Annotated in this window: 12 protein-coding genes; 3 read left to right on the forward strand and 9 right to left on the reverse strand. The window is 46.6% G+C overall.

The genetic code is table 11. The annotated features are described in order from the left end of the window. The first annotated feature begins 412 nt into the window (after window positions 1-412). On the forward strand, window positions 413-1,495 hold the full coding sequence (locus B1C80_RS27740) for a replication initiation protein (RefSeq protein WP_255376616.1): 1,083 nt from the start codon (window positions 413-415) through the stop codon (window positions 1,493-1,495). 39 nt (window positions 1,496-1,534) lie between these two features. Then, complete coding sequence (locus B1C80_RS27745; RefSeq protein ID WP_077924472.1) at window positions 1,535-2,662, forward strand: hypothetical protein; 1,128 nt, start codon at window positions 1,535-1,537, stop codon at window positions 2,660-2,662. Here B1C80_RS27745 and B1C80_RS27750 read toward each other — a convergent pair. Genes B1C80_RS27750 through B1C80_RS27760 form a run of 3 tightly spaced genes read right to left on the reverse strand, consistent with a single transcriptional unit; the run spans window position 2,648 to window position 4,536 of the window. Next, window positions 2,648-3,628: a DNA methyltransferase gene (locus tag B1C80_RS27750; RefSeq protein WP_077924473.1), complete on the reverse strand. Its 981-nt coding sequence runs from the start codon at window positions 3,626-3,628 to the stop codon at window positions 2,648-2,650. The two genes, B1C80_RS27745 and B1C80_RS27750, sit on opposite strands and share 15 nt — an antisense overlap. Window positions 3,629-3,645: 17 nt before the next feature. Continuing rightward, on the reverse strand, window positions 3,646-3,888 hold the full coding sequence (locus B1C80_RS27755) for a hypothetical protein (RefSeq protein ID WP_077924474.1): 243 nt from the start codon (window positions 3,886-3,888) through the stop codon (window positions 3,646-3,648). 42 nt (window positions 3,889-3,930) lie between these two features. Then, on the reverse strand, window positions 3,931-4,536 hold the full coding sequence (locus tag B1C80_RS27760; RefSeq protein WP_077924475.1) for a ParA family protein: 606 nt from the start codon (window positions 4,534-4,536) through the stop codon (window positions 3,931-3,933). A gap of 325 nt (window positions 4,537-4,861) precedes the next feature. Here B1C80_RS27760 and B1C80_RS27765 point away from each other — a divergent pair, with 325 nt between their 5' ends. Continuing rightward, entirely contained in the window at window positions 4,862-6,874 is a 2,013-nt protein-coding gene (locus tag B1C80_RS27765; RefSeq protein ID WP_077924476.1) for an AIPR family protein, read from the forward strand. Window positions 6,875-7,095: 221 nt separating this feature from the next. On the opposite strand, the gene B1C80_RS27770 is transcribed toward B1C80_RS27765, so the two are convergent. The 6 genes from B1C80_RS27770 to B1C80_RS27795 form a co-directional block, all read right to left on the reverse strand. Next, entirely contained in the window at window positions 7,096-7,806 is a 711-nt protein-coding gene (locus B1C80_RS27770; RefSeq protein ID WP_077924477.1) for a hypothetical protein, read from the reverse strand. A 10-nt stretch (window positions 7,807-7,816) separates the two neighbouring features. Next, the gene (locus B1C80_RS27775; protein WP_077924478.1) at window positions 7,817-9,760 is read right to left on the reverse strand and encodes a TraM recognition domain-containing protein; all 1,944 of its coding nucleotides are present in this window, start codon (window positions 9,758-9,760) and stop codon (window positions 7,817-7,819) included. Between the two features lie 15 nt (window positions 9,761-9,775). Beyond that, window positions 9,776-10,699 (reverse strand): DUF5712 family protein, encoded by a 924-nt coding sequence (locus B1C80_RS27780; protein WP_077924479.1) that lies wholly within the window; start codon window positions 10,697-10,699, stop codon window positions 9,776-9,778. A gap of 16 nt (window positions 10,700-10,715) precedes the next feature. Further along, complete coding sequence (locus B1C80_RS27785; RefSeq protein WP_077924480.1) at window positions 10,716-11,162, reverse strand: BfmA/BtgA family mobilization protein; 447 nt, start codon at window positions 11,160-11,162, stop codon at window positions 10,716-10,718. A 262-nt stretch (window positions 11,163-11,424) separates the two neighbouring features. After that, complete coding sequence (locus B1C80_RS27790) at window positions 11,425-11,664, reverse strand: hypothetical protein (protein WP_077924481.1); 240 nt, start codon at window positions 11,662-11,664, stop codon at window positions 11,425-11,427. A gap of 34 nt (window positions 11,665-11,698) precedes the next feature. Further along, the gene (locus tag B1C80_RS27795; protein ID WP_077924482.1) at window positions 11,699-12,178 is read right to left on the reverse strand and encodes a hypothetical protein; all 480 of its coding nucleotides are present in this window, start codon (window positions 12,176-12,178) and stop codon (window positions 11,699-11,701) included. Between the last annotated feature and the right edge of the window lie 268 nt (window positions 12,179-12,446).

Genomic DNA, 12,446 nt, shown 5'->3' on the forward strand with positions numbered 1-12,446 from the left:
AAGTAGATAGGACAGGCAGAAAAATGTTGATAACTAATTTCATAGTTGACCGGCCTTTTTTCATTTTTTTAGCAACGCGCGGTCTTATTTGTTTTTTGTTATTTTTTGCTAATTTTGGTTACTTATATTTGTAGCTTTTTTACCTTATCCACATTTTTTTAGCAACGCGCGGCAAGACAACTATCATAGTAGAAAATTTACTTTATAGTTAAATACTATATAAGGAGCGAAACCTAATAAACCGAGAAATACCCCCACTTAATGGGTTGAATAAACCGAGAAATACCCCCACTTGACGGCCTAATAAACCGAGAAATACCCCGTCTTATCCAGAGTAATATTTTATATCTCTGTTTTTTCTTTTTAAATTCGCTCTGCTACCGACGGAAGGGGCGAAATGGGATTTGTGAGGATGGACGATAAACGAAGCACTCAGTTGGTACTACCCCTCGGCTTGACGTATGAGCCAAAACATAAGGACTTAGTTAAACAGCATTGGAACGTAACGTTTGCCAGGCAGGGGCGTATGAGCGTTACAGCTAAACGCATCATGGCCCGCGTCATTGACCAGATACGGGACGATGATTTTAAGCTGCGGCCCTTCTACCAGTTTCGTATCGTGGACATCGTCACTGACGCCGGGATAACGAAAGAAACGGCTTACAAAGAGGTTCAAGGGGCGTTGCGTGAACTGTCTGCGGCAGCATGGGAGTTTGAGAGTTTGGACAAGTCGGAATGGTATATCCGGCACCTGTTGGACACAACCAAAGAACGGGCTATTGGGTATAAAGACGGAATTATTACGGTACTGCTTAACCCTCAGTTAGAGCCGTATTTTGTCCAGATCGCCCACTATTCAACCTATCAGCTCAATAATTACATGGGGCTGAAAAGTTGGTACTCGATGCGCTTCTTTGAAATCCTATCAGCCTTCCGGGATACTGGCGTATGGTGCCCTACCGTCGAACAGTACCGGCAGCTTATGGACTGTTCCGAGGAGAAAGACAAACGGGGCAAGGTAAAGCGAGACAAGGACGGAAACGCCAAGATGAAGTATCCCGATACCCGCGACTTAATTCGGTTTACCATGACAGAGCCGTTAGAAGAGTTGGCCGGTACTAATTTGGCGTTTAGCTATGAGCCAGTATACGAGACTGACCGCATGACGCGGGGCCGTAAGAAAATAACCGGCTTTAAATTCACCCTCAAACGTAAACAGGACGGAAAGATACCGGAGTACTGGCTACAAAACGGGGTTGTGTCTCAGGTGGTGGCCAACCTGCGGGCTTGGAAGGTGACAGATAAGAATATTGCTCTGTATCTGGAAGATGTAGGCACCAAAGCGGCTAATAAACTGCTGTACGACTGGCAGTTAAAGGAGAACACCGACGACCGGATAAACGACCGGGTTAAGTATTGTAACGCCGTGTTTGTCAGAATGGGTAAAGCTGCTCAGGAACGATTAAAACAAGAGGTTCAGGCGGCTTTAGAATAGAAGTAGGTACTTTTGCTTCTATTCTTACATCATCATTTTATGGAATCTGCCGAAACAAGAGAGCAACAGTTAATAAACTCATTCTTAGCTAACTACTTCGACTTGAACGACCAACAAGAAAAAACGGACGTCTTGGATGAAGAAAAGGCAATTATTAACGAGTGCTTAGAATATGTCGGCGGACGGTTCAAAAAGATGAAATACATCTTAGGAACCGCCCTTGATTTTACCTTGCTGGCGCAGATTATTTCTAAACATGATACATCGGCAAAAGTGTTTCGGAGTACGCTGACAAGGGAGGGAATTTTTAACCAATACCGTCTAATCACAGAGCGGGGCGAATCAGGAGCCAATACACTAACAGTCGAGTATGCTGGGCATCAGTTCGGAATTAGAAAGATTGAGGAAGGGGTTTTAGCCTTGTTTCGCAGCATGAAGCGGAGCAACTACCCAAGTGCATACGTGTACAACACTGGCCAATGGCAGAAATACCAAGACCTATTAGAATTGTGCTTCCGGCCCTCTGAAACCGCTCGGCTTCTACTGGTCAATGAATTAATAAAATACGGCCTAAGTGAATTAGCGGTTAACTCTTACTACGTTCGGGACGTCCCGCGTCCTCACATTTTTCCGCGCGTCATTACGGAATATCCACGCAGTGTGAAAGGAGAAAACGGCGGGTTGATTTATCAGGCTATTGCTTTCGGTTATGTTACCGCCGACCGGCCACACCTGAGCATTTTAGCAGATAAAGTACGTACCGGGTCTTCTCGCCAAAAAAGATTTGGAGACATTGACGGCTATAACGGTCTTGATCTGGAATTGTCAGTAGAAGTCAAAGACTTTGAGATTAACGAAGAGAATATACCAAAAGAATTAAGCTCGTTTGTTAACGAAGTCGCAGAAAATCAAGTGTTAGGAATCGCCTTTGTCCGGGACGTTACGGATGCTGCACACGAATATTTAACCGCTTCGTCAGTTAAGGTAATGACTCAAGACGACCTATTAGGACAAGTCGATTTGTGGGACTGGCAAAAGCAGGAGAAAGCGTTACAGGGTGTATTACACTATATTGCTCACGTCGAGCAGGATGTAAACGCCGTAAAACGCCTTCTCAGCTTCATTCAAACGATTGACCCTAACCATACTGCATTAGCCTTTCTCTGAGGGTAAAGCAGACAGTTTCGGGATGGCTTCGGCGGCTAATTGATAGTAGTCGGGGTGTCTTTCTACGCCAATGTTGTCATATCCATAAAAATTAGCTGCGGCACACGTCGAGCCGGAACCGGCGAACGGATCTAAGACAATTCCGCGCCCTGTTGGTAATGCTGCATAGACGATCTTACGTAATAGCGACTGCGGTTTTAAACTCGGATGGTTGGCTATTTCCTTTTCTCTGGCCGACGTCCGTCCGCTTTGTATGACGTCCTCAAATGGGCTTTCTTCATCAATACGGCGTATACCCCCTGTGCCGTACCGACGCAAACAGTCGCCTACTGTCATGCCTTTAGGGATAGTCTTACGAAACAAACCCCAAGGCTCATAACAACCACGTGGCAATGTACAGACGTCGGGAAACTCCTTTTCGTAATTCTTAGGCTTGTCGCCCCCCCGGAAGGTACGAACTAAGCGTATAACCTCCCCCCGGAACTCTAACCCAGAATCAGCAATGGCGGAAAATACAAGCTGCGATAAAAACGCATTTCCTGCGAGAAAGACATGAGCACCCGGTAATAAAACCCGGTTGATTTCGCCTGCCCAGGCTAAGAAAAATTCTTCAATAATTCGACGTTCGGCGGGATTCAGGGCGGTAAAGCGGGGGAGCGGTGCACGGTTGCTGCCATCAAAAGACGGTGGAATGCGCCAAATTCCACCCTTACCAATATTCTTTTTCTCAATTTCGGCGTGATTGTACTCTTTCACTCCATACGGTGGATCAGTAACTACAGCATGAATACTGTTATCAGGAATGGCCTTTAACCACTCCATACAATCAGCATGAACCAATAAACTTTTACCGTGTGCGAAAAGCGAACTGCTATCTATTAGCCTATAATCGTATCCCGCCGTAAACGTTTTCAGGTCTTGCCCTTGTATCTGTTCCTCAATTAACTCTATCTCTTGGGTCGTCATGATCAGTAAATTTCGGTTTACAGAAACCTGCTTAGGGCTTCAATTACCATTTCTTTTAAACTCTGGTCGGTTTCTATCCCCTTTACCTTTAGTCGTTTCATAAGGCCTTTGGGAATCCAAACGTTTAGCTGTTGCTCTTCCCTCGTCTCGGCTGCGGCTTGTACGGGGGTTACTTTCTGAACAGGAAGCTGCACGGGTTCAGTCTTCACCCGGTCGGCGAACCCCTGTAATTTGTTCGCATAGTCCGTTGATTTTGCCATTTTTTAGAATTCTATAATTATGTAAATCTAAATTTCTAACACTTATAATCCTAATGCAGTCAGAATTTCATCAGCTAAGCCGGTTATTTCTTCTTTAGCCTTTGCATCATCGCTGCCAAATACTCCGCTTGTAATGGCAGAACGGGTGTAGCTTACGCGATCTGATACAGTGGTCGTTAGCAGAGTGGCCCCGTAGTCGTTTAAAATCTCCTGCACCGACTTATTTAGTCCCGTTCGGGGTTTGACCATGTTTAGCACGACGCCGTACTTTAGTTGTGGCCGCTGCTGCTGAGCCCGCTTCAAAAACTCAATTGTCGCTTTGATGGCCATCACATCGAAGAACCCAACTTTAGACGGAACCAGTACAAAATCTGAAACGGCGAACAGGTCAGGTAACTGATTAGTCAGGTATGGGGGGGTATCAATTATGAGCATATCAAACGGTTGTTCAGTCAACCGGCTTAACTGACCATCGAAGGGAACAAAGGTTACACTATCCAAATCGTCTTTGATGCCGGATAGACTACCCTGTACGTCTGTATCAAGTATGCCCACTTTCAACCCCTGCGCGAAACAGGCCGCAAGGTTCAAGGCTAACGTAGTTTTGCCTACTCCGCCTTTCTGGTGGGCTACTGTTATAATCTTCATGAGTTTAGAATTATAGATTTCTAAAGATGCAAAATTATGTATTTACAGAACACGTCCTATCTTTTTTCCCTTCTACCCTTATTGTGTTTTTCGGAGTTTGGTTGATGTCTGCCATTGTGTCTGATATATGACAATAACCACATAACATAACATTCATTATAAAACACATCTAAAAAAAGTGCAAGGCTCAACCCCTTTCATGAAAGGCTAAATCTTGTACTTTTCCATGACTACTATACTACTCTACCTCTTGGGCGGTTATGCTATTCAGTTTTAAATAACTACTATTGCGTGCAAAATTCTCCGACCTTTAATCTCCTTCGTAATGCAATTAGAGCCAATCATTAACGCAAGATTCAAGAAATTTAGAGACTCATACGATCTGCAAAAGGTCCAAGATGGTGTAGCTTTTGAAAAGTTTGTGAATCATACTATACTAACAGCTCACCAACCAGACGCTTTTAGTGCAGATACAGAACTGTTGGACTCTGTTTGTGTTGGGGGAGAATGGGATATGGGTATTGATGGTATGGCCGTTAAACTTAATGGGCTACTGATTAAAAGTATAGAAGAAGCTAATGATATAATACAAAAATTTAAAAGAGCTAATCTTGAATTTATATTTATTCAGTCAAAATACAAACACACTTTTGACTCAGGTGAATTCAATAAATTCATTTCTGGCGTAAGGGATTTCCTTTCGGATCAACATCTTCTTCCGATGAACGACCAAGTAAAGGAGATGTTAGCAATAAAAGATTACCTACTTAATGACATCGTTGATACAGGTGGTAAAATAATGTGGGATAAAAATCCGTCTGTTCGTTTATATTTCGTAGCAATGGGCAAATGGAAAAGCCAGAACACACATCTACTTGGCTTGGCTGAGCATGCTAAAAATGATATAAATCGTCTAAATATATACGACTCGGCAGAAGTGCATTTCATTGATAGTGAAGCACTAAAAAATATTTGTGATAGTAACGAACGTAGTTTTACAGAGACTATATTAACTGATGGGGTTCTACCATTAACTGAAGTTCAAGGAGTAGAAAATTCTTGCTTAGCTTTATGTTATGCAGGAGAATTCGTAAAACTATTAACAACGGAAGATGGAGTAATTAGGAAGTCACTTTTTGAAGACAATGTGCGAGATTTTCAAGGGGAAAATCAAGTAAATACAGAAATTGAGAATACTATACTTAAAGACCCTTCTAAATTCATACTTCTTAATAATGGAATTACTATTGTGTGTGATAAATTTATACAAAATAACAGAAAGTTAACTATTGAAGATCCACAAATTGTTAACGGATGTCAAACAAGTCATGTCATATTTTATGCTCACAAAAAGGGTATAGACATTTCGAGAGTACCGATAAATATAAAAATTATTGCTACAACTGATTACGAAATTTCTAACCAAATTGTAAGAGGAAATAACAAACAGAATATTGTATTAGAAGAAGCTTTTGAGACTACAAAGCAGTTTCATAAAGATTTAGAACAGTTTTTTAACGCTGTATCAGGAGACAACGACAAAATTTATTACGAAAGACGTTCAAAGCAGTACAGTAACACGAATATAAAACAAACGCAAAAAATTAATATGCGTATTCTGTTACAAAGCTTTATAGGTATGTTTTTAAATAAACCAGAAACTGCGCATAGGCATGAATCAGTACTTTTAAGAGAATTTGAGAATGACGTTTTTCAAGAAAAACAATCAAAGTCACCCTATTACGTAGCTGCTTTAGCCTTTTATCGCTTGGAGAAGCTTTACAGAGATGGAAAAATATCAAAAGAAGTTTATGCGTTTCGTGCTCAGCTATTAATGTTGTTCAGACAGATTATAGCGGGTGACTGTCCTTCAATAAACTTTGAGAAAGGTATTGATGAACATTGTGATGTACTTCTGAAAGTACTCAATAACGAGAAGTCCACAGGCGAGCGATTTGAACAGGCAATCGACTTTTTTGAAGGTTGTAAGCAGAAGTGGGTTAAAGAGCTGAAAAAGAGCCCGTTCAGCATGAAAGATGTTGCCGACTTTACCACTCTTCTCTTAACTGAGGCAAGAAAAGAATTTGGCAAACAAACGTCAAATCTCGTTGAGGATGAAAAGTTTGTTTACACAGGTGTCGTTTTATCACTTTTAACGGACAAATGGGGAAAACAATTTGGATTCATCAAACGTCAGCCTGCTAACATATTCTTTCATTCTAATTCAAACAGATATTTAAAATTTGATGATCTGAAAGGAAAATCGGTAACGTATCGCATTGAAACGAACCCAAAGGATCAACGTCTTTTTGCGGTTGATGTGAAGACTGTAGAATAGTCGAGGGTAAAGAACAGTAGCTTTTATTCACCAGAACAATCTTCTGTTGGTGCGGCCACTTTTGACCAGTTACGAGCGCGGTTACTGCGCGATCTGGTCTGCTCTTGGCGGCTCTGCCTCCTCAGTGGGGCCAGTCGTCCAAAGATTGTTTGGTTTCCCCCTGTTGACAGAGGCAAGGCTAATTTTGCAAGTAGCACTTGCAAAATTAGCCTTAACCATTTTTAGCGGGTAGTCCTGCCAATGGTGTAGCCTGCCGAAAGCGAAATGATACAGCCTTTGTACTGCTGCCAGTTTGAACTAAACAGAGCGGTCTTACCAAATTGAGCCAGCAACCGAACGTCAAACTTTCGGAGGGCCATTTGTACGCCGGTGGCCACGCCCCAACCCGTCCGGTACTTGTCCTCGATGCCTAACCGTTCTTTCTGGTACGTGGGGAAAATTGTGTTTGGGCTTCCCTGACTAATTTCCGTATAGTGATCGCTTCTAACCTGCATATATGGCCCTACCAGCAAACTAACCGCGTTTTCTCCCTTCGTTATCGGCTCTCTGAATAAGAACAGCCCTTCTACGGTGCCGGTGGTGTTCATATTGGCCTGGGTGCCGTAGGGGGTCTTATCCGCCTGGCTCCAAACCAGTTTATAACCAATCCGATAAAGCGAAACCTTAACTTCCGGCTGCACCATAAACCGGCCAATTTGCAGGCTCTTGGCTACGCCGACTTCATAACCGGGCGTTGGCCTAAGCTGCACCTGCGGCAGTAGTGCGCCGGGTGGCTGACCGGTAAAATCAGGCTGCGGCCCGTTTTGAGCAAATAGGCTTTTAACGCCTATTCGTATCTGTACGCCTTGGGCCTGACTGTGAGTGGCTACTAAAAGTAGGAACAACACGACAAAAAGCCCTTTGTTTCGTTTTCCGGTTCCGGGGGTTTTCATGGGTTAAGTCTTACATAAAGTTTTGCCAGTCTTCCGGCTCCGGCTGCTGCATTTGGGCGGGGGGTAGCAGCTTGGGAGCTGGCTTTGTTTCGGCATTAGGAACGGTCGGGGCTTTGGTCGCTGGTCTATCAGGTTGGGCGGTAGATGCGTTATCCTCTTTTCGCTTCCGGGCATGGCCTGCGTCGTTGACGGGTGTTTCCTGCGGCTTCACGGTGGCCAACACCTCATTAACCTGCGTTTTGATACGGCCGAATTGCTGACGGGTATCGGCTTCGCTAACGGGTCTAAACGGCTGAACGGGTTGCGCCTGGCTATTGGGAGCAACAAAGTTGCGTCTAAACTCCGGGTGGCTGCCTTCGGCAATGATCCCGGCAAACTCGCCCTGTTCAAACCGCATGACCGCCTGGGCCTCTAAGCGGTCGCGCTGCTGTACGTTCCGGCTCTGGCTGTAACTGGTGCCATTATCGCTGTGGTTTACGCTACGCCCGGTGTATTCCTGGTCATACCGGCCAAACATTCGGCTTACCCGTTCGGCTACTTCGGGCGTGGTCGAGCGGCCAAAGAACTGATTCGATAACGAGCCTAAAATCATTTCGCTGGTCTCCCGGCCAAAGGCTCCCACCATTTGGGAAATGTCCTGTACGGCGTAAACGGTGGCTATCTTATTACTGCGCCCGGTAGCCGGTAGCTGCTGAAAGTTGGGGATAAACAGGGTGGGGGCCTCGTCTAAGATAACGACGCTCGGACGCTGGCCCGGTTTATTCATCCGTTTTAAGGCCGTAGAGACGATCAACGAGATTAGTGGGGAGAATGTCCCGGTTAACGTCGGATCGTTGCCTACGGTCAAAATAGCGGGCTTCTGCGGGCTGTTTAAGTCAAACGGTACGTCGTCGCCCGATAAGACCCAATAGATGGCCGGGCTAACCAAAGCAGACAGGTAGTTTTGCACCGTCGAAAAGACGCCCGCTAACTGGTTGTCACTGCCTGCGCCACTGCTCACGCTGGCAATGATGGGTTTTACTTCGTCGTCCTGCTGCAACACCTGCACGAGTTGGCGGGGGTCGCTCTCTAGGAGCAAAGAAACCGCGTGGGGCAGGGTGCAGTACTGCGGATGGTTATTCCGTAAATACCAGATACTACCCGTTAACAGCACTTCCGCCGACTGAATCCAGAAACTACGCTGCTGGGCGGCTTTTACGTCTAAGTTGCTTAGGACAGTTAGGGCGGCTTCGCGGGCGTGGCTAACATTTGATAGTAGCCGGGGGGCTACGGGGTTAATCCGGTGGCTGCGGCTCAGATCGGTAAAATTGACGTAATACGGGGTTACGTCCGTGCCGGTATAGCTGCCGGCCACGTCCTGGGCTAAGGTGGGGAACTTGAAATCATACACCAAACCCGTTAGACCCTGCGCTCCGGACTGTTGGATAATCGGCTCAACGAGTGATTTACTTTTACCGCTGCCGGGGCCTCCGTTGATAAATAACCCTCGGTAGGGGTTAGCGACCCATAGCGGACCCTCGCCAGTGTTAAACACAAACCCGCCTTGTTTGGGGTCAATCTTGACCGTCTGCGGCTGGCTCCGGCGATAGTGGCGGAAAATGACCCAACCGGCATACGCCATAAAAACCAGACTACCCCACCCGGTGTACTTCTTCACCAGAAAGAACGCCAGCCACCACGGTAGCGAACGAACCCAAATCTTATTCCAAAGCAGATAGCTTTTAAACTGCTGCTCCTCGTAATACCCGATGGCATCTAACGCCCAGTCACTAACCCGGCCTAAGCCGAAAATACGCAGCCAGCCCAACAGGGACGGGGTTAATAAACTGGCAATCAAGACTAAAATAAACAGGTCTCCGCCGTGCCACGTGGCGGGGGTTTTGGTGGCCAGTGTAAAGACAAAGAGCGCTAGGCCGCCTAAGGCGATGTAGTTGCTGATGTTGTCGTTTTTCATGGATTGGATAAAGAATTACAAGCGGGGGCCGCGCTGCCTGATCTGGGGCGGTTCCTGCTCCTGCTGCCGTTGTTGATTGGGTGGGGACTGCTGCGGTTGTTGTGCTTTTTCTTCCCCTTTGGCCCGTTGCTGTGACTGGTTTTGTTGTTGCTCCTTTGCTTTCAGCTCGGCGGCTTGGCGTTGGGCCTGTCGTGCCTGCTCTTGGCGGTGGCTCTCCTGACGAATCACGGCTAACTTTTCGGCTACCCGCTCGGCCTGGTTGCCATGCTGCTGGGTGCGGCTGTAGTCAAACGTTTCGGTCTGCTTCCGCTCGTAGCTGAATTGTTTATCAAACTGCTGTTCGCTGGCCCGGATGAAATTGGTACGGTCGAATCCCCCTTTTACGGCTCCTTTCTCGGTCGCCCGGTGATTCGTCGCCGGACTGAGTTTAAGCGGGTGTTTCCGCTCGATCTGCCCGGCCTGCTGTTGTGCTTTGAAGTGGCTTAGATTCTCCGTCCGGCTAACAATAACGTGGACGTGGGTTTGCTCACCCTCCTTTTTTCTTCCCTTCAATTCTTCGCCCGTCTGTACCGCCCGGTCACCGTGGTTGTGGGTGCGCTCCTTCTCGATCTTGGCGAACCAAACTAGGTCTTTACTTTCTATCCCCTTTCCAAAATTGCGGGCGTACTCGTTCATCACTTCGCGGGTATACTCGCGCAGCTTCGCCGGATCGTCGCCGATGTGCTTCAATTCCTCCTTGCTGAGGCCAATGATGACCTGATAAAACTTCTCATCGTCCCGGCCTAAATTCCGTTTGTTGCCGTCGATGGCGGGCGTTACCTCACTCGCCCGCATTTCCTCGCGTTCCTGACTGAACCACTGGCCGCGCTCCTGCTTCTCCAGATAGTTCACCAAACCGCCACAACTGCCCGCATTTCCCCCGCTAATCTTGACGACCATAATTACAATTTGACTATCATCTGTTAGGGTTAGGCGGTGGGGTTGCTCCCGGTTTGGGTGGCACGGGTTGCGGGTTGTTCATGGCAGCAACAGCGGCCTTAAACCGGTCGGTTAGTAGTTCGGGCTTGATGGCACTGCCAATAGTTCGGATCTGCGATTGCCCTATTTTCCTCGGTACGTCTTCCTGTAGCAGTTTAATTAATACCTGCACGTCGTCCGACAAAGGGCGCAGTATCTTCTTTTCCTGCTCCCGAATGAAGCCGATTAACCGTTTGTCTAACGCCTTGATTGCGTCGGTTGGATTGTCCGCTTTAGGGTCTCGCGGGTCAGCTTTGGTAGCGTTGAAATACCGCACCATTGCCCCAAACAGGTCTTTATTGGTCATGCCGTAGGACTTGGCCAGCTTCTTGAAGTCCTCGTATAACTCCGGGTCAACGTCAATACTCTTTAGGGTTCTGCTCATGGGTCACGGACGCCCAAACGGAAACAGTACGCTGTTTATCAGTTAGTTAAACGCTAAATACGTTTGTTTCCCGTTTGGTTAAAAGTTACGTTTATAATTAAGTATTTGGTTATCAACCCCGTAGGGCGGGCCAATGAACAGTAGAGCGTAGCGAATACTGTTCCGGCTCGCTTCTACGAACGCGTCAGCCCACGCGCGTCAGCCTACGTTACCCCGCTCACAAATCGGCCCTTAGCCAAAAGGGTAGAAGGGAAGAAAAAGGCTATACCGGGTTGCCGTTGTTGATATACTCCGTTAGTGCCTGGTGATGCTCCATACATTCAAGCATGTATTCTACCCCCCATTTGCTGGAAACGTCGGGGGTTTCAATACGACAGGCTATAATGTGGGTTAGGCTGCATATCGCAGCGGCTTCCCTGTCATAGCCTGCATCTTCAAGTTTGATGGTTACGCTATGCATTATCTGTTTGATGTCGCCATAGCGGAAAATGGGTTCTGTCATAACTGACGGGTTAAAGGGTTGACGAGTGTTTAGTTTATAGCTGGCCAACCTGAGCCAGAAACTGCCCTATCTTTTCCAAGTCGTCTAATCGCCATGTGTCGGGGTGCGTCCCTCGCCGGGCTAGATCCCGGTAATGTTGCAGGCCCAGCAATCGGCGGAACTCAACCAACGGAATAGGCGAATTTTGCAACCAGCTATACAACCCGTCGCGGGCTTTAAAAAACGTTTGCAGCTCGGCCCGGTCGTCGTCGTTGCCGTAGCGTTCAACCAGCCGCGCAACGTCGGCATAGTTGAACGGTCGCTCTCCGCGTCGTTTGATATAATAGTTAGTCATGCTTAACCCCAAATAGCTGGCCACGGTCGGCGCGTCCTCCTGGGCGGCTTGTTGAGTTACTTTCGTTAGGATGGCCCGGTATCGGCTAACGGCTTCCAATAGATTCCGGGGAGTGCTGCGCGGTAGGCTGGCCACTGCTGCGGCTCTGGTTATCGGCTCTGGCTCATGGACTGAAATCATACTACTAAATTACTAAGTAGATAGGACAGGCAGAAAAATGTTGATAACTAATTTCATAGTTGACCGGCCTTTTTTCATTTTTTTAGCAACGCGCGGTCTTATTTGTTTTTTGTTATTTTTTGCTAATTTTGGTTACTTATATTTGTAGCTTTTTTACCTTATCCACATTTTTTTAGCAACGCGCGGCAAGACAACTATCATAGTAGAAAATTTACTTTATAGTTAAATACTATATAAGGAGCGAAACCTAATAAACCGAGAAATACCC

Source organism: Spirosoma sp. 209 (genome assembly GCF_002006735.1).
GTDB lineage: Bacteria > Bacteroidota > Bacteroidia > Cytophagales > Spirosomataceae > Spirosoma > Spirosoma sordidisoli.